Genomic DNA, 16,986 nt, shown 5'->3' on the forward strand with positions numbered 1-16,986 from the left:
ATTTACTCCTCAGTTGTGGTAACTTCTACCACTTCTCCCATGTCATTAAATACGGAATAATCAGTTCCAAGTGCTGCGGCAGTCTCGGTGTTGACTGTGATGATGCCGCCGTCCATCAGATAGTAGTCTTCCAGATCATCCATGCCTTTCGTCATTGCATCATATGCAAGATCAGCAGTCTGATGTCCAAGGTCGGTATAATTGACACCACAGGTAGCGAATGCACCATTTCTTACGAAGGAATCAGCTCCGGTATAATGAGGGATTCCTGCTTCAGCCAGGTTCTCATAGATAGCCAGCTCTGCTGCCATGATCACGTTATCCGTAGGGGTAAATACTGCATCCACATCATCAGCGATCAGTGCGCTTGCTGCAGTGATTACTTCATCGTTGGTGTTTGCAGTTTTCTCTTCGTATGCAATACCTTTCTCATCCAGATAAGCTTTTGCATCTGCGATTGGTTTGGTAGAGTTTGCTTCAGACTGGGAATAAAGAAGACCAACCTTCTGTACATCCGGGTTCTGTGCCAGCATCATATCCATGATAAAGGTGGTATTCAATGCGTCGGAAGTACCGGTTACATAATCGATGCCAGTCAGCTCTGCTGCTTCCGGATCAGAGATTGCTGCATAAACAACCGGTGTCTGGGTATCCTCTGCACAGGTTGCCATCACCTGTGCTGCCAGAGTTGCAATCGGGATGATGGCATCTACGCCATCTGCTACTGCCTGGGTTCCGATCTGGGTCAGTGTAGACTGATCCCCCTGTCCGGAATAGGTTTCATATTCAATGGTAACTCCGTTCTTAGCTGCGATTGCATCCAGTTCTTCTTCTACTGCGTTTGCAATCTCATCCAGTGATGCATGATCCATCTGTTTTACAACTGCTACTTTGTAGGTAGCACCTGCATTGGCGGTCTCTTCTGCATCTGCCGCATCTGCTTCGGTATCCTCTGTGCTTTCCGTGGTCTCCTCTGCAGAAGTATCTGCTGCGGTGTCTGCTGCTCCAGTGCTTCCACATCCAGCTACCAGGGTTGTTGTCATTGCTGCTGCCAGTAATACGCTTACTACTTTCTTTTTCATGTCCTTTTCCTCCACAATTCAAAAATCCAGGGCCTATTTGCTGGCTTGAAACGGCTGCCCTTCGCTTTTTATCATACAAAAAAACCGTCCCAAGCTTTTTCTGCTTGAGACGGTTATAAATATCTTATAATCGCGGTACCACTCAACTTGACATTGCTGTCCACTTTCGGTGTACTGTCATACACTCCTCATTGATAACGGGTTTGGTTCCCGACGGTTCCTACTCTTCTCATTTCGGGCCGCCCTCGAAAGGCCATTCAGCAATCAGTTCTGTACCGCAATCCCACCACCTGCGGTTCTCTGTGACTTTACTGGAAAGCTTACTTCTCTTTCTCATCGGTTTTGGTATACAATTGGTTTGAACTTGTTTGTATTCTATGCCTCTTGAGGTGAAATGTCAACTGTTTTTTCAAAAAATTTTCAATTTTTCAGGTAATTAGATAAGTGGAAATGACCGTCTGTGAGCGGAACCGCTCGCGCTAAGTCCTCGATCCAGCGGTACTAATACTCGAACATCGCGTTCCGCTCGTTCTTGTGAAGTACCGGGACTGCGGACGTTCCTTTCACAGACGATCGCTTCCATCATACTCATTACCTGGGACCCGTTATGCGACCTGCATTTTTGCCTTGATTTCACGAACACCACGTTCTAAAGCTAATACGCGGATTTTCATCATTTCCCATTCTTCATTACACAATTGAACCTGTCGAAATTTTCTCATTAAATCAAAATGGCCTTCAGCCACAATATTGATTTTTGTTTCAATTTCGTTTTCCATATATGTCTTGAGCGACCGAATTTCCTGTTTTGTACTACTTTCCAGTTCATCCATTCTTCTGTCCATTTTGTCAAGACGACCATCCATCTGATCAAAACGGTCATCCATTCTGTCAAGGCGACCATCCATCTTTTCAAGACGACCATGGATTTTTGCAAGTTCTTCCATAATCATTTTCGTATCTTCCGACATACTAGCTCCTCCTTTTCTTTTACTATATGTTTCTTTTTGATAGATTTATCTTATCACATGAAGCAAAATAAAACAAGGAGCATATCTCAAAATTATATTTCAAATATAGTTTTTAATCAGTCAGAAAATTCTTCCAGTCCAGCACTTCTCCATTCAGTACGCATTCCTTCAGTTCATCCTGCTCATAGTACAGTTTCAGGGAAAAGAATGGTACTTCCTCCGTGAGTAATTTGAAGAAAACTTTATCGCCTTCCCACAGTTTCAGATCTTTGATACGGTCTTTTCTGACCCACTCCAGATCACCTTCCACGCAGTCGTAGTTCAGCTTTCCTTCCCATCCGGTGGCTGTAAAGAGGCACATATACTGGGTCTCTGCATCCTTCAGGGAAAAGGTTACAATACCCCGGAACCGGTAATCGGTCAGGGTAAGGCCCGTCTCCTCCCACACTTCTCGAAGAAGGCAGTCCTCCGGACTTTCATAATCCTCCGCATGACCGCCTACACCAATCCATTTATCCTGATTCACATCATTCTTTTTCTTTACCCGATGCATCATCAGGTAGCTGTCGCCCTGCTCCAGATAACACAGCGTGGTAAGACTCATTGGTAATGTTGGCATCTTATTTCGTCAGCTCCGCAACGACCTGGTTAATGACTTTACCGTCAGCCTTGCCTTTCAGTTCGCCCATAACGGTCTTCATGATCATGCCTTTATTCTTGGTAGCCAGCACTTCAGCAAATTTGCTGGTGAGAATTTCTTTTACTTCTTCTGCACTTAAAAGCTTCGGAGCAAACTCACTCATCACTTCGTAACGTGCTTTGTACTCTGCCAGAAGATCTTCTCTGGAAGCCGGGCAGGTGTCGATCTGCTCTTTTACACTTTTCAATTCTTTTAAAATGACCTGGCTTACCATATCTTCCGGGATATCATCGCGGCAGCCTGCGTCGATACCTGCTTTTTTCACTGCAGATACCAGTGCGGAAATGGAATCTTTTCTCGCTTTGTCCTTTGCTTTCATTGCTGCGATCATTGCATCCTGTAAATCTTTTAATTTCATGACTTCTTTTCCTCCTCAAGCCTTCTGGCATACTCCTCGTAGCAGAAACGGATGATATCCTTCCTGGTTACGATGCCGATAAATATTTTTTTATCGTCAATAACCGGAACAAAGTTCTGGTTCATGGCCATCTGTACCAAATCCTCCATGGTTGCGTCGATGGAAACCGGTTTGAACGGAATGCGCCGTTCTACACTGGTCACTGGAATATTCTCCGCTTCCTTCAGATTCATGTTATAGCGCTTTTTCAGCGTCCATAAAATATCCCCTTCTGTAACTGTTCCCACATAGTGTCCTTCCCGGTCGATCATAGGAATGGCGGTATAACCGCTCCGTTCCAGTTTCTCAATGGCCTGTCTGAGGGTCCATTCCTTTTGGAGATGGGCCACCTCACTTTTCGGGGTCAGAAAAAATAAAACATTCATCCTTCTCTTTTCATCCTGTCGTAATTATAGTTTTTACAATACTTTACATCAGCGGAGCCAGTACACGGAGTACGGAAGTAAGAAGATCTCCAATCACACCCTGTCTGCAGTCTCCCATGGTTACTTCATGACACTTCGGGAAACACTCCTCCATATCCTTTTTCACATCCATCACTGCTTTACACCCATACAGCAGTGTTCCACACTCAAAGTGCAGGTAAAGACTCCGGAAATCCATATTGATGGTTCCTACTGTCGCAATCCGGTCGTCGCACACATAGGATTTTGCATGAACAAATCCCGGCGTGTATTCATAGATCTTAACGCCTGCCCGAAGAAGCGGCGGATAATAAGATTTCGCCATATAAAATACCATCGGTTTGTCCGGAATACCAGGCATCAGAATCCTTACATCCACACCGCGCTTGGCTGCCGTACAGAGTGCATTTTCCATTTCATCACTGATCAGCAGATAGGGTGTTGCTATATAGACGTAATCCTTCGCCTGATTCAGGATATTGATGTAGACATTCTCCCCCAGTTCTTCAAAATCCAGCGGTGTATCGGAGTATGGCACCACATAGCCGTCGCTTTCAAAAGGTTCCGGATGCCACCGATGGGGATCAAAGGCTTTAAAATCCGTCTCCGGCTCCCGGAATGCATTCCACATTTCCAGAAACATCATGCTGAAATTGAAGACGGCCTCACCATGAATCCGCACCCCTGTATCTTTCCAATGTCCGAACCTCATCTTCCGGTTGATATATTCATCTGCCAGATTGATACCGCCATTGTAAGCTGTGTGACCATCAATCACCAAAATTTTCCGATGGTCACGGTTATTCATGGCAAGAGACAAAAACGGTACAAAACGGTTGAATGCCATGCATTTGATACCTTTAGATTCCATAATCTTTGTATAATGTATTGGCAGCAATGACACGCATCCTACGTCATCATAAATAAGCCGGACATCCACACCTTCTTTTACTTTCCGTTCCAGTATCTCCAGAATCATGTCCCACATGACACCTTCAGCAATAATGAAATATTCCAGATAAATATAATGTTTTGCCGCTTGCAGATCTTTTAACATGGCATCAAACATCTTTTCACCCACCGGAAAATATTCAACTGTCGTATTTTTCCACGCCGGATAGGGGCCATAATTTCCAATATACCGGATATTTCCGGCAACCCTGGCATCCTGTTCCTCGATTTCCTGCAGGATATCTTCATTTTGCTTCAATGCATCTGTCATACTGTCTTTGACAACTGCCATCTTTGCAGCCAGTTTTTTCCCCGGCTTTTTGTTGCCAATCATTACATAAAGGATGCCTCCCAAAAGCGGAATCATCATAATGAGGATCATCCAGGCTATTTTGTAAGCAGAATTTTCATCCTTCCGGATCAGATACAACAGAATAATCACACTCAGCACACGAAAAAAACCATTAACGACAATTGAATAATTCGCGAGTCTGTTCAGAAACAACAGGTACCATGACAACTGCACCAGCAGAGCCAGGCCTACCACAACTACACGACTGGTAAATATCTTCAGGAGTTTCCTCATATGCGCTTTCATTCACTCACCTCATGTCTAACTATCCGATACCAGTATATCCCTTTTTCCAGTGGTTTTCCATTAAAACTTTATGAATTCTGATCAAGATGTACAGTCATCTGCGGGAACGGGATGTCTATCTGCTCGGCATTCAGTCGATTATGAACAGCTTCCAGCACACTCCATTTCACTGCCCAGTAGTCCTCGCATTTGACCCACGGACGGATCAGCACGTTCACGCCGCTGTCTCCCAGATTATCCACTGCTACGATCGGAGCCGGATCTTTCAAAATCCGTTCATCCTGATTCAGGATGTCCATAATCACTTCTCTTGCCTTCTTCAGGTCAGAACCATATCCCACATCTACGCTCATATCCACGCGGCGAATTTCATTGGCTGAATAATTCGTGATATTACTGTTGGAAAGACTACCATTTGGCAGTACAACATTTCGGTTATCCACCGTATGTAAGGTTGTGTAGAACAGGGATATCACTGCTACCGTTCCTTCACAGCCACAGGCGCTCACATAATCCCCCACCACAAAGGGTTTCAGAATCAGAATCAGGATACCGCCTGCAAAGTTGGACAGGCTGCCCTGCAAAGACAGGCCAATGGCTACTCCAGCAGAACCAAGGATAGTAATAAAAGAAGTTGTCTGCACTCCAAAATGTCCTAACAGTGCCAGAATCAATACCGCATAGGCTGCAAATTTTACAAATGCGTCCAGAAACTGCACGACTCCGGTATCAATATTGGAACGCTCCAGTGCACTTTTTAACAGTTTTCTTGCCACATTAATAACTTTAATGCCAATAATCAGGAGAATCACTGCCCATACAATGGACAGCCCCGCATCCAGAAATTTCGGCCATACATTGTCAATCCAGTTCGTCATTTCTGTTTCCATAGCTTATACCTCCTTTATCAATCATTTGTAAACCGGTCGATAAAATCCTGTTCGGAAATAATCTCCACGCCCAGTTCTTTTGCTTTTTTATTTTTGGAAGAATTGGACATCACATCGTTGTTGATGAGATAATCCGTCTTTGATGTCACGCTGCCGGTCACCTTACCGCCCTTTGTTTCAATAAAATCTTTAAGGGCCGCCCGGTTATCAAACTGCTCCAGACTTCCGGTGATGACAAATACTTTTCCTGACAGGTTCTGCTGGCTCTCATCTACTGTCTCTTTATAGAGGTCCAGCTCTCCCAGCAGATCGTCAAGCCATCGGTTGTGCTCCTCATTTTTAAAATAAGCCTCCACGCTGGCACCGATTACGCCGCCAATACCCGGAATCTGGCTCAGTTCCTCCGCCGTTGCTTTCCGAAGCTTCGTTCCATCGTCATCATACTCTTTGCAAAGCATCTTCGCATTGGCAAGTCCAATATTCGGAATACCAAGGCTGTAGATCACTCTGGAAAGAGTCGTATGTCTTGCTTTCTGCACACTGTTCATAAGGTTTTCATAGGATTTTATACCCATGCCTTCCATCCCGACGATCTCTTCTTTGTAGCGATCCAGACGGAACAGATCCGCATATTCCTTGATAAATCCTTTGTCAATGAATTTCTCTAGCGTCATCTCTGACAAACCGTCAATGTTCATGGCATCTCTGCTTACAAATAATGTAAATGCTTTGATTTTCTTTGCCGGACATTCCGGATTGGTGCAATAAAGGGATTCCACATCATTGGTTTTCCGGATTTCCGTGGCACCACCGCACACCGGACAGACAGACGGAATCTCTACCGTTCCGCTTCCAGTCAGGTTCTCTGCAATCTGCGGAATGATCATATTGGCCTTATAGACGGTGATCACATCACCAATACCTAGCTTTAATCCTTTTAAAATGCTCACATTATGAACAGACGCACGGCTGACGGTTGTCCCTTCCAGTTCCACCGGTTCAAAGATGGCCACTGGATTGATAAGGCCGGTTCTGGACGGACTCCACTCAATCTCCTGCAGATGGGTTTCCCGCAGTTCATCCTGCCATTTGAATGCATAGGAATCTCTTGGAAATTTTGCTGTTCTTCCTAAAGACTGCCCATATGCAATGTCATCATAGGTTGCCACCAGTCCATCGGATGGGAAATCATTGTGTACAATGGCTTCTGAAAACCACTGCACAGTCTCCGGCACCTGGACACCAGTCACCTTCTTATATTCCACCACATCAAAGCCCTGGCTTTTCAGCCACAGAAACTGCTTTTCTCTGGAATTATCAAACTTCACACCTTCGGCCTGAACCAGTGCGAATGCATAAAAATAGACATTTCGCTTTGCCGTGATCTCATTATTCAGCTGACGGACGGAACCGCTGCATAAGTTTCGCGGATTTTTATATTTGGCTGCTTCATCCTCGATCTCTTCATTGATTCTCTCAAAGTCAGAATAACGAATCACTGCCTCACCTCGAAGAATCACCTGTTCTTTGCAGGGAATCGTAAGCGGAACATTTTTAAAAACTTTTGCATTGTTCGTAATGACTTCTCCCACTTCACCATTTCCTCTGGTGACAGCTTTGGCAAGCTGGCCATTTTCATAGGTCAGAACAACCGTCAGCCCATCCAGTTTCCAGGACAGCAATACCTCATGATCTCCGGCAAATGCCGCCAGTTCTCCCACATCCTTGGTCTTATCAAGTGAAAGCATCGGTGACGCATGGCGTTCTTTGGGGAGTTCATCCACCGCTTCATATCCTACTGTCATGGTGGGGCTTCCAGACAATACCGTGCCGGTCTCTTTCTCTAATGCCTCCAGTTCATCATAGAGCTTATCATACTCCAGATTGCTCATAATCTCCCGGTCTTCTGCATAGTAAGCCCTCGACGCATTCCGGAGCAGTTCTCCCAACTCCTTCATACGTGCAATCTGCTGCTCCTTATTCGTCATCCTGCATATCCTCCTCATTAAGTTCCTGGGGATAACCAGGTTCATTGGATGAGTCCTCCAGAAGATACATCAGTTCCTGAATCTCTGCCTCTGTCACATTCCGGTACCCACCTGTGGTCAGGTGTCCCAGATGAATATTCATAATCCGGACGCGCTTAATACCGGTTACATGAAATCCCAGCTCTTTACACATGCGGCGGATCTGGCGGTTCAGTCCCTGGGTCAGAATAATTTTGAATTTCTTCTTGCCCAGACGTTCCACCTGACAGGGTCTGGTGGTTACATCCAGTTCTTTTAAGTGGACGCCTGCTGCCATATCTTTCAGAAAACGGTCGTTGAATTCTTTATCTACCGTCACTTCATATTCCTTTTCATGACCATTGGCTGCCCGCATCATTTTATTGATGATGTCTCCGTGGTTCGTCATGAGAAGCAGCCCTTCAGAATCCTTATCAAGACGTCCGACGTAAGTAATCCGCTTCGGATAATGGAGAAAATCAATAATATTCACATCACCGCCCTGACTCTTTTCGGAGCAGACTACTCCTCTTGGCTTGTTGACTGCCAGAAGGATCAGCTTGTCTTTCTTATCCTTCTCTACCGGTTTGCCGTTTAAGCACACCTTCTGCCCTTCCTCAATCTGCATGCCGACAGTCGCTTTCATGCCGTCAACGGTCACTTTTCCAGCTTCGATAAGCCGGTCTGCCTCCCTTCGGGAGCAGACACCCGCCTCACTCATATATTTATTTAAACGTATCATGGTATGTACTTCCTTTCCCGGAACTTTTTGCCGCTCTTTTCAGCTTCTGTTTCGTGGGGCTCCATATTGCCCCACGCCATTCTATCATACCAAATTTTCCTTCAAATGACCAGTGACTATCTAAGATACGCTTTCAGTTTCTCAATATTTTTCTCTTCAAAATCCATCAGTTCCTGCGCAATTTCATAATATTCTTTCTGCACACTCTGATTACTCTTCACTGCCTTCATAAGCTCTACAATACCTTTTGTATTTCCCTGAATCATCATATCGGCCAGATGGCTGGTACTGGCATTCAACAGGGTATTCATCTGAATACCTCCCCACAGCATCGTCTTTCCTACCAGATTTTCCTCCGGCAGCGGCTCTTCTGCCTTCATATATTCTTTTTGGATCTTCTCCTCAAACTGCATGAATTTACATGCCTGGCGGTTCAGATCCAACGCCAGATCATCATCCTCCACCTTACTGATCATCACATTGATGGCTTCCCGTCCCATCCGGCTGTTCCGGTAATTTTCCTTCATCACAGCTCTGTCCGCATCTGAAAACATAAAAAAGCTCCTTTCCCTTGTATTGCTACTAGGGTATGGAGCTTTTCCATATTTATTCACTTTTCAAAAATTCATTACTCCAGGAATTCGGTCTTCACATAACCGGTCTCACCTTTGTACTCAACCTTGCTCCAACCATTATCATAGGACTCAATCTGTGTGATGGCATCTCCCTGATATGCAAGGGCAATACGGTCAGAATCCGTAGACGCCTCCGAACGGATATTGACACTCTCCGTAACACGGGTCTCTCTGTTCTGTGCTTCTGCTGCCGGTTCTTCTTCCTCTGCTGGCTCTTCGTTCTGTGCTTCTGCTGCCGGTTCTTCTTCCTCTGCTGGCTCTTCGTTCTGCTCTTCTGCTGCCGGTTCTTCCCCAGTCTCCTCCTGAGCATCCTCCTGCTCAGCGGCCTCATCTGCTGCAGGAGCTTCCTCTTCAGCAGTTTCCGTATTCTCATTTGCCTTACCGGTCGCATTCTGAACAAATTCTGCCAGAGTCGGATCACTGTTCAGTGCTTCCTGATAGCGGGCATTGACGTCATCGTAAAGGGCTTTTACTTCCGGATCCTGTTCCAGCTCCTGCACATAAGCCTGCAGTGTCTGATCCTCCTCTACATTATTATAGCGGATATAACGGTTGCCGGATTCATCCTTCGGTCCGATATACAGGCAGCTGATATAAGGCGCCAACGTCTCCACTCCGGCAATCTTCATATCACAGCATACAAATACAATATAAGAATCCTCGTCCGGGCCCTTCTTTGTATAACATTTCAGGTCACTATAAGATTCATATGCTTTATCCAGTTTTTTAACTTCTTCTTTGTCTGCATCTGATAACTCATCTACGATGGATTCCAGCGCATCCACATCACCATTTACGATACAATCCAGATATTTACTCACCAGACGTTCAATTGATGAATGACTGTTTTCTTCCAACTCATTCGGTTCTTCTTCCTGCTCCTGCTGATCTGCTGTCTGCTGATCTGCTGCCTCCTGGGTTTCCTGCGGTTCTTCCGGTACCGTTTCTGTCTTCCGGCCGCCCGCCACAAGCGCAATGATCACAACCAGCACCACTGCAGCACCGATCACATAATACTTATATTTTTCCAGTAATTCTCTCATATTTCTTTGTTCCATTCCATTTCCTCCAAATCTAGTCCGTGTATTTCACACAACATCAGTTCCCTCATAACCAAATCCTTTGGATTTTGGATACAAAAAATGCACCTGACAAGATTCGAACTTGCGACACCGGGCGTCGGAGGCCCGTGCTCTATCCAGCTGAGCTACAGGTGCATGGCTTATTACCTCAACTATAATACACCATGTTGAGGAAATAAGCAAATGTTTTTTGTAATAAAATTGTAATATTTACGATTTTTTAAAATTTCAGTCGTTCTTCGTCCGCATCATAGTAATATGCATGGTCTGACAGAAACTCTTCTCTGCTCACACAACGCCGGTTCACGTCCCGGATCATTGCATCCAGATCGTTCCGTGACATTTCCTGATCAGAAGGAATCAGGATCAGTTCATGAATGCTGCTCGGAATCACATGATAACTCTGTCCGAAACGCTCCGCACACATTTTCTGGACATCCTGATCCACGATCACAGCTGCTCCGAACTCTTTCCGGCTGTTGCTTAAAACATAAAGACCACTCCCGGAAAGATCAAGGCCGTACTCCTCCAGAAGCTGCTCCAACGGATGAAGAAATACCGGTACACTGCGCATATTCTCCGATGCCGTCAGAAGAAGATCTTCCTCTGTCTTCTCCCAGCGTTCCATATGCGTCCGGCTGATCAGGGCTGTCGCATTCCTGATAATATGATCAGGAATCCTCAGATAGAATACAAGCGAAAGATCCATCCAGTCCACGTGTGGTGTCTTCTCCAGCAATTCCCTGTTACGTTCCCTTGATACCAGCCGATAAAAAATTCTGTCTTTCATTCGGTCAAAATGAAGCACTTCGTTCAATTCCTCTGAGGGAAGTTTTCTGCTTTCCCGCTGAATCTGAAGAACCGCAGTGGCAATCTCCCGGATATCTGTCATATCCATATTTTTCCGATAATAATGATTCACATATACAGTCGGTTCTTCCTTCCGGTACGGCATCCGATAGGAAAATCCATCCAGACGGACGCTGTTATTTTTGAGAACCTCCACACGGCGGATCTCCTCACCGTTCTTCATAAGGTCATGCAGTTCCTGCTCCAGACAATCTAAAAACTTCTCATATGTCATATTCATCCTTTCCGTTTCTTCTATCGGATTATGCTTTGTCCGATGCTTTTATCATTGGGGAAAGTTTTGTGCGACTGCACAAGAATGTTCTATACCTGTCTATCAGTTTACATGACCTTTCTGTTTTTTGCAACTTCTTTTTACAGTTCTCTGATCTTTATTCAAGAATCACGTCGTCAATCAGTCCGTCTCCATCAGCTGCTGTGGTTGCCAGCTGATCGCAGCGCTCGTTCTGCGCATGGCCGTCATGGCCTTTGACCCAGATAAATGTGACCTGATGGGGTCCTTTTGCTTTCAACAGCCGCTTCCACAGATCCGGGTTCTTTACAGGCTTTTTCTGGCTGTTGACCCAGTTTTTCCTAAGCCATGAATCAATCCAGTGCTGATTAAAGGCATCTACCAGATATTTGGAATCTGAATACAGCTCCACTTCACACGGCCGATTCAACGCCTCCAGACCGACGATTGCCGCCATCAGTTCCATCCGGTTATTGGTAGTCTTTTTATATCCCTGAGAATACTCCCTGATATGTTCTTCTCCTTTGGAGTCCATATAAGAAAGAATGGTTCCGTATCCTCCCGGTCCGTCAGGATTGCCGCGTGCCGCACCATCTGTATAAATTTTTACTTTCATAGATTCCACTCCTGCGCTGTATCTTTGATCGGATAATAATGTTCCAGCATGCCGTTTAATTCCGGCTCCTTTTGAAGTTTTCTGCAGACTTCATACTGTCCCCAGCAATGCATGGGGAATACAGCATCCACATGGGTATTTTCCAGAAAGTACCGGATGCCCAGGCTGTAGGAAGTTCCCAGTCTTGGATCCACCGGGACAAACGCCACATCAAAATGTTCACCTTTGATCTGATTAATGGCATTCTTATAATTAGCCGCCATATTATTATTCCAATACTTACTCTCTCCAGTCCAGTGCCACCAGTTCAGATCACCCGCATGATAGATTCTTTTACCTTCTGTCTCCACCACAAACGCAACACCCACATCCGTAGATTTTAAAGTTCGAACCTTCAGCTGACCGATCTCATATTCCATATTGGCTCTCACACTGTGAATCCAGGGTTTCCGTTCCTCTTCCCGGAACCGGATATCTCGTGAAAGAATATATTCCGCTGTCGGATACTCCGATTTCAGTTCCAGTATTTCTCTTTTAAAATGATCCGGATGCGCATGGCTGTTCAGAAAGTAAATTTTTTTATTTTCCGGAATCGTCGGAAGCTGTCCCTCCCCGTAATAATCAAAAACCAGTACACAGTTTTCCAGCTCCACGGCAAAACTGCTGTGATAAATAAATGTAATTTTCATGATGTCCCCTGCAAAAAGAGGCAGCAACAACTGCCGCCTCTTTCTTCATTTTCTTTATCTGCTTTATTCTACAGAAATCACATAATAATAAATCGGCTGATCACCTTCATGCACTTCTACTTCAGTATTTGGATACAGGGCTGCAAGCTCGTCTCCCAGCTTCTGTGCATCTTCTTCCGAGATATCCTCACCGTAATAAATACCGATAATCTCAGAATCCTCATCCACCAGTTCCGCCATCATAGCTTTCGTTGTCCCCGCAATATCCTTGCCGACTGCAAGAATGCCTGCATCGCCGATACCCATAATATCGCCCTCATGGATCTCTTTATCATCAATCTTTGTATCACGAACTGCATAAGTTACCTGTCCGGTCTTGACATTCTTGATCTCTTCTGCCATACGAAGCTCATTTTCCTTCGGTGTCTCCTCCGGAATATAGTTGATCATGGCAGTGATTCCCTGCGGTACAGTCTTGGTCGGAACTACGATAATCTTCTTATCCTCGGTCAGATAACTTGCCTGATTTGCCGCCAGAATAATGTTCTTGTTATTCGGAAGAATAAAAATATTATCCGCATTTACCTTGTCAATGGCTTCCAGCATATCCTCTGTACTCGGGTTCATGGTCTGTCCGCCCTCAATGAGATAATCTACGCCGAGATCTTTAAATATCTGGCCTACGCCTTTTCCGACGGATACAGAGATGAAACCCATCTCTTTCCGCGGTTCTTCCGATTTCTTCTCTTCTGCCTTTTCCTCTGCAGCAATTCTGGAAGCGTCCTTGATCAGCTTTTCTTCATGCTCCAGACGCATATTGTCAATCTTCATGTTGGAAAGTGCACCATAAGTCAGTGCTCTCTGGATTGCCAGACCCGGATCATTCGTATGTACGTGTACCTTGACAACCTCATCATCAGATACTACGACAATCGAATCACCGATGGATTCCAGGAATGCCTTGAACTCATGCTCTTTCTGCTGATCATACGGTTTGTCCAGCATAATGATAAACTCTGTACAGTAACCGAATTTAATCTCTGCCTGAGTCTGCTCACTGATCTTCACCGGAGCAGCCTTTTTCGCATTAGTATCAAAAGAATAATCCACTTCTTTTCCAAGAAGTGCATCATAGGCACCTTTCAGAACCTCTACCAGTCCCTGTCCGCCGGAATCGACAACACCTGCCTCTTTCAGTACCGGAAGCATCTCCGGAGTCTGTGCCAGTACTTCTTCGGCCTCTTCGATGACAAGTCGGCAGAACTCTTCCACATCTTCTACCGTAGATGCCAGATCTGCGGCCTTGTCAGCCGCACCTTTGGCAACTGTCAGAATCGTACCTTCCTTCGGCTTCATAACTGCCTTGTATGCAGTCTTTACTGCTTTGTCCATGGCATTTGCCAGGTCAACCACATCCAGTTTCTCATGGTCTCTGATTCCCTTGGTAAAACCTCTGAGAAGCTGAGAAAGAATAACACCAGAGTTTCCTCTTGCCCCACGCAGAGAACCAGAAGAGATGCATTTTGCCAGTGTCTCCATGTTCACGTCTGCCAGCGCTGAAACTTCACTGGCTGCTGCCGTGATCGTCATGGTCATGTTTGTACCAGTATCACCATCCGGCACCGGAAATACATTCAGTTCATTAATCCACTCTTTTTTGGATTCCAGATTCTTTGCTCCACCCAGAAACATTTTCTTAATCATCTGGGCATCTATTGTCCTCATCAAGATGAAGTTCCTCCTTAATCAATCACTCTTACACCTTCCACGAAGATATCGATTCTGTCAATCTTCATGCCGGTAAATTCTTCCACCTGATATCTGACGGAATCCATCAGATTCTGAGATACTACCGGAATATTTACTCCATAAGCTACAATCACATGAAATCCCAGACAGATTTCATTATCTTCAATAGAAACTTCGATGCCTCTGGTAATACTGTCCTTCTTTAAAAGTTTCATCAGTCCGTCACGCATATCAAGGGATGCCATTCCGACAATACCGGTGCATCCGAGCGCTACAGACCCCGCATAAGCTGCAATCACATCCGAATCGATTGAAATATTTCCTAAATTCGTATTAATCTGTCCCTGCATACGATGATACCTCCCAATTAAATTACATAACTGCAATTATTATACCCGATACAGAAGAAAAATGAAATAAGTTTTTCTCTTTTTCTATTTTCTTCTTCCGCTGCATATACTAAAACAAGCAAAACAGAGGAGTTTCACCGGCTTTTATGAGAAAAACTATCGGTTTTGTCATGTTCTGGATCGGCATCGGCATATTTTTTACTTTGTTTCTGCCATCAGACAACCTCTTTCCCCGCATTCTTCTCTCCGCCGTCTTCATTATCTGCGGTTACCAGTGCTATTTTTCCTGTTAAATTTATTTTGCAAGCAAAAAGAGGGCATCGCACTGCGACACCCCCTATGCATTCCTATCATATGACAGCCGATTAAGCTCTTTCAACTTTACCGGATTTTAAGCAAGAAGTGCATACATACATTTTCTTTGCTCCGCCGTTTACTTTCACTTTTACGGACTTCACATTGGATCTCCACATTTTGTTGGATCTTCTATGGGAATGACTCACATTGTTACCAAAGTGAACACTCTTCTCACAAACTGCACATTTAGCCATCATTGCACCTCCTTAGGGTTATTTGAGTCCCGGAGACTCACAACTTCTGTTATTCTATCAGAAATATTTCATCTTGGCAAGCAAAATTTTGCATTTTTACATATTTTTTTATTTTGCCCGATTCCGCCTATTTTTCTCCGTCCAGAATGTCATTCACAGCCTTGTCAACTTCAGGGTCTGATTTCTTTCCGGAAGTGAATTTATTGACAAAATCAGGTACCATGTCCAATACTTTTGTCACTGCATCCTGATTCTTCACATTGACCAGACGGATATTGCCGTCCTTGATCACCAGCACCGCACTCGGAGAAATCTTGCCGCCCAGTCCGCCTGCTCCGTTATTTTTTCCCTCTGATGCAGCTGCGCCTGCTCCCACGCCAAAAGAAACATCCACCAGCGGAAGAATAATGGTATCTCCTACCGTAATGGCATCTCCCACAACGGTCTTGCTGGAAATAAAATGGTCCATGCCCTGAAACAGGGAAGACACTGTAGATTCAAAGGTATTGTTATTTTTCTCGCTCATAAGAACCTCCTGTTATTGTTTCCATTCCTGATACATCTGACGCACATCCTGATTTCGCCACAGGCGAAATGCTATCAAACAAAGTACATATATCTGTATCCGCCCCCTGATATGAAGTTCTCCTTCCAAAATCTCTCTTTCAAAATCCGGATGTATGGAAAACCTTTTCGGATACCACTGATACAGCATGGACAGCAGTCCGGTGCCAAGGCCGGTCCATGAGGGATCTTCGAATCCGAATGTCACTTTCCCGGCCACTTTACGAGGCCTTGATTTCTTCCACAGAAAACGGGTTTCCTGCAGCACAGCCTGCCGCGCGCGGACATGCTCTTTCCGGTTCCAGAATTCCTGAAATTCATTCGTCTTTCTATACAGGCTCCGCACCAAACTTCCAATGTTCTTTATTTTATCACAGATGTGTCGAAATGTCTCCATGGGATTCCATCGTTTCCGGCGGTGCCGTTCTTTCTTTTCTCTGGATTTTTCCCGAACCGCAGGCAGATCAGCCGTTTTCTTCTCTTCCTGCTGTTCTTCCCGTTTTACTGCAACTTCAGGTGCTTTTTCCTCTTCCGATTTCTCTGTTTTTTGCATCGGCCTTCCTTTAGGCTTGTTCTTTTTCCGGCAGTGCTTCTTTTTCCATTCCCGTATCCGATTCAGTGAAATTCCGAAAATGCAGATCTTCTTTTCTGTCTGAAAATCATCTTCGCTGTTCTCCCACCTGACAAAAAATATGGCAGTCAGAACCCAACACAGCCAGGAAACTCTGCCCTTCAGCTGAAATCTTTCCCTCTTTTCCATATCCAGACGATAGCCAACCGGAACAAAAAGGACGATGCACAGCAGAAGAAGGACGAGTCCCAGGATACTAAGAAGAAGGATTCCCAGTATTTTCAGAATTAACAATCCCACATGCAGCATGCTATC

19 protein-coding genes, 1 tRNA gene and 1 other annotated feature are annotated in these 16,986 nt (G+C 45.0%); all 20 genes read right to left on the minus strand.

The genetic code is table 11. The features are described 5' to 3' along the window. Window positions 1–2: 2 nt before the first annotated feature. The 20 genes from LKD36_RS06235 to LKD36_RS06330 all read right to left on the minus strand — a co-directional run bounded on the left by LKD36_RS06235 (window position 3) and on the right by LKD36_RS06330 (window position 16,980). Window positions 3–1,082: an ABC transporter substrate-binding protein gene (locus tag LKD36_RS06235; protein ID WP_308459096.1), complete on the minus strand. Its 1,080-nt coding sequence runs from the start codon at window positions 1,080–1,082 to the stop codon at window positions 3–5. 102 nt (window positions 1,083–1,184) lie between these two features. Next, window positions 1,185–1,428 (minus strand) — a binding site (T-box leader). A gap of 259 nt (window positions 1,429–1,687) precedes the next feature. After that, entirely contained in the window at window positions 1,688–2,053 is a 366-nt protein-coding gene (locus LKD36_RS06240) for a hypothetical protein (RefSeq protein WP_118769437.1), read from the minus strand. 112 nt (window positions 2,054–2,165) lie between these two features. Continuing rightward, a complete protein-coding gene (locus LKD36_RS06245; protein ID WP_308459097.1) occupies window positions 2,166–2,672 on the minus strand; it encodes an NUDIX hydrolase in 507 nt (168 codons plus the stop codon). Window position 2,673: 1 nt separating this feature from the next. Continuing rightward, on the minus strand, window positions 2,674–3,111 hold the full coding sequence (locus tag LKD36_RS06250) for a GatB/YqeY domain-containing protein (protein WP_118769435.1): 438 nt from the start codon (window positions 3,109–3,111) through the stop codon (window positions 2,674–2,676). Next, window positions 3,108–3,536 carry a CBS domain-containing protein gene (locus LKD36_RS06255; protein ID WP_118769434.1) on the minus strand — a complete coding sequence of 143 codons (429 nt, stop codon included), beginning with the start codon at window positions 3,534–3,536 and terminating at the stop codon, window positions 3,108–3,110. The genes LKD36_RS06250 and LKD36_RS06255 overlap by 4 nt, the downstream gene beginning before the upstream one ends. A 43-nt stretch (window positions 3,537–3,579) precedes the next feature. Next, on the minus strand, window positions 3,580–5,124 hold the full coding sequence (gene cls / locus LKD36_RS06260) for a cardiolipin synthase (protein WP_308459098.1): 1,545 nt from the start codon (window positions 5,122–5,124) through the stop codon (window positions 3,580–3,582). 68 nt (window positions 5,125–5,192) lie between these two features. After that, window positions 5,193–6,014, minus strand: a complete 822-nt coding sequence (locus LKD36_RS06265; protein WP_308459099.1) for a mechanosensitive ion channel family protein — start codon at window positions 6,012–6,014, stop codon at window positions 5,193–5,195. 17 nt (window positions 6,015–6,031) lie between these two features. Then, window positions 6,032–8,002 carry an NAD-dependent DNA ligase LigA gene (gene ligA / locus LKD36_RS06270; protein ID WP_308459100.1) on the minus strand — a complete coding sequence of 657 codons (1,971 nt, stop codon included), beginning with the start codon at window positions 8,000–8,002 and terminating at the stop codon, window positions 6,032–6,034. After that, window positions 7,992–8,762, minus strand: a complete 771-nt coding sequence (locus LKD36_RS06275; protein ID WP_308459101.1) for a pseudouridine synthase — start codon at window positions 8,760–8,762, stop codon at window positions 7,992–7,994. The genes ligA and LKD36_RS06275 overlap by 11 nt, the downstream gene beginning before the upstream one ends. A 116-nt stretch (window positions 8,763–8,878) precedes the next feature. Continuing rightward, the gene (locus LKD36_RS06280; RefSeq protein WP_308459102.1) at window positions 8,879–9,316 is read right to left on the minus strand and encodes a hypothetical protein; all 438 of its coding nucleotides are present in this window, start codon (window positions 9,314–9,316) and stop codon (window positions 8,879–8,881) included. 74 nt (window positions 9,317–9,390) lie between these two features. After that, window positions 9,391–10,455, minus strand: a complete 1,065-nt coding sequence (locus LKD36_RS06285) for an SH3 domain-containing protein (protein WP_308459103.1) — start codon at window positions 10,453–10,455, stop codon at window positions 9,391–9,393. 85 nt (window positions 10,456–10,540) lie between these two features. Next, a tRNA-Arg gene (locus tag LKD36_RS06290) sits at window positions 10,541–10,614 on the minus strand. An 85-nt stretch (window positions 10,615–10,699) separates the two neighbouring features. Continuing rightward, window positions 10,700–11,569: a DUF5688 family protein gene (locus LKD36_RS06295; protein ID WP_308459104.1), complete on the minus strand. Its 870-nt coding sequence runs from the start codon at window positions 11,567–11,569 to the stop codon at window positions 10,700–10,702. Window positions 11,570–11,720: 151 nt separating this feature from the next. After that, window positions 11,721–12,197 carry a ribonuclease HI gene (gene rnhA / locus LKD36_RS06300; protein WP_118769428.1) on the minus strand — a complete coding sequence of 159 codons (477 nt, stop codon included), beginning with the start codon at window positions 12,195–12,197 and terminating at the stop codon, window positions 11,721–11,723. Beyond that, entirely contained in the window at window positions 12,194–12,886 is a 693-nt protein-coding gene (locus tag LKD36_RS06305) for an MBL fold metallo-hydrolase (RefSeq protein ID WP_147356841.1), read from the minus strand. Before LKD36_RS06305 ends, rnhA begins: the two co-directional genes overlap by 4 nt. A gap of 63 nt (window positions 12,887–12,949) precedes the next feature. Beyond that, window positions 12,950–14,617 (minus strand): DAK2 domain-containing protein, encoded by a 1,668-nt coding sequence (locus tag LKD36_RS06310; protein ID WP_308459129.1) that lies wholly within the window; start codon window positions 14,615–14,617, stop codon window positions 12,950–12,952. An 11-nt stretch (window positions 14,618–14,628) separates the two neighbouring features. Then, a complete protein-coding gene (locus tag LKD36_RS06315) occupies window positions 14,629–14,985 on the minus strand; it encodes an Asp23/Gls24 family envelope stress response protein (RefSeq protein ID WP_118769425.1) in 357 nt (118 codons plus the stop codon). 365 nt (window positions 14,986–15,350) lie between these two features. Beyond that, complete coding sequence (gene rpmB, locus LKD36_RS06320) at window positions 15,351–15,536, minus strand: 50S ribosomal protein L28 (protein ID WP_118769424.1); 186 nt, start codon at window positions 15,534–15,536, stop codon at window positions 15,351–15,353. A 127-nt stretch (window positions 15,537–15,663) separates the two neighbouring features. Beyond that, entirely contained in the window at window positions 15,664–16,062 is a 399-nt protein-coding gene (locus LKD36_RS06325; RefSeq protein WP_118769423.1) for a GerW family sporulation protein, read from the minus strand. A 12-nt stretch (window positions 16,063–16,074) separates the two neighbouring features. Further along, window positions 16,075–16,980, minus strand: a complete 906-nt coding sequence (locus tag LKD36_RS06330; protein WP_308459105.1) for a DUF2953 domain-containing protein — start codon at window positions 16,978–16,980, stop codon at window positions 16,075–16,077. Window positions 16,981–16,986: the final 6 nt, after the last annotated feature.

Origin of the sequence: Hominiventricola filiformis, assembly GCF_020686965.1 — a bacterium.
Lineage (GTDB): Bacteria > Bacillota > Clostridia > Lachnospirales > Lachnospiraceae > Hominiventricola > Hominiventricola filiformis.

Bases quoted from the DNA above. Each gene is read 5' to 3' on its own strand.
- LKD36_RS06285 (WP_308459103.1), bottom strand. From the start codon at position 10,455: ATGGAACAAAGAAATATGAGAGAATTACTGGAAAAATATAAGTATTAT.
- LKD36_RS06330 (WP_308459105.1), bottom strand. From the start codon at position 16,980: ATGCTGCATGTGGGATTGTTAATTCTGAAAATACTGGGAATCCTTCTT.
- LKD36_RS06265 (WP_308459099.1), bottom strand. From the start codon at position 6,014: ATGGAAACAGAAATGACGAACTGGATTGACAATGTATGGCCGAAATTT.
- ligA (WP_308459100.1), bottom strand. From the start codon at position 8,002: ATGACGAATAAGGAGCAGCAGATTGCACGTATGAAGGAGTTGGGAGAA.
- LKD36_RS06235 (WP_308459096.1), bottom strand. From the start codon at position 1,082: ATGAAAAAGAAAGTAGTAAGCGTATTACTGGCAGCAGCAATGACAACA.
- rpmB (WP_118769424.1), bottom strand. From the start codon at position 15,536: ATGGCTAAATGTGCAGTTTGTGAGAAGAGTGTTCACTTTGGTAACAAT.
- rnhA (WP_118769428.1), bottom strand. From the start codon at position 12,197: ATGAAAGTAAAAATTTATACAGATGGTGCGGCACGCGGCAATCCTGAC.
- LKD36_RS06315 (WP_118769425.1), bottom strand. From the start codon at position 14,985: ATGCAGGGACAGATTAATACGAATTTAGGAAATATTTCAATCGATTCG.
- LKD36_RS06305 (WP_147356841.1), bottom strand. From the start codon at position 12,886: ATGAAAATTACATTTATTTATCACAGCAGTTTTGCCGTGGAGCTGGAA.
- LKD36_RS06275 (WP_308459101.1), bottom strand. From the start codon at position 8,762: ATGATACGTTTAAATAAATATATGAGTGAGGCGGGTGTCTGCTCCCGA.
- LKD36_RS06240 (WP_118769437.1), bottom strand. From the start codon at position 2,053: ATGTCGGAAGATACGAAAATGATTATGGAAGAACTTGCAAAAATCCAT.
- LKD36_RS06250 (WP_118769435.1), bottom strand. From the start codon at position 3,111: ATGAAATTAAAAGATTTACAGGATGCAATGATCGCAGCAATGAAAGCA.
- cls (WP_308459098.1), bottom strand. From the start codon at position 5,124: ATGAAAGCGCATATGAGGAAACTCCTGAAGATATTTACCAGTCGTGTA.
- LKD36_RS06325 (WP_118769423.1), bottom strand. From the start codon at position 16,062: ATGAGCGAGAAAAATAACAATACCTTTGAATCTACAGTGTCTTCCCTG.
- LKD36_RS06295 (WP_308459104.1), bottom strand. From the start codon at position 11,569: ATGAATATGACATATGAGAAGTTTTTAGATTGTCTGGAGCAGGAACTG.
- LKD36_RS06255 (WP_118769434.1), bottom strand. From the start codon at position 3,536: ATGAATGTTTTATTTTTTCTGACCCCGAAAAGTGAGGTGGCCCATCTC.
- LKD36_RS06245 (WP_308459097.1), bottom strand. From the start codon at position 2,672: ATGCCAACATTACCAATGAGTCTTACCACGCTGTGTTATCTGGAGCAG.
- LKD36_RS06280 (WP_308459102.1), bottom strand. From the start codon at position 9,316: ATGTTTTCAGATGCGGACAGAGCTGTGATGAAGGAAAATTACCGGAAC.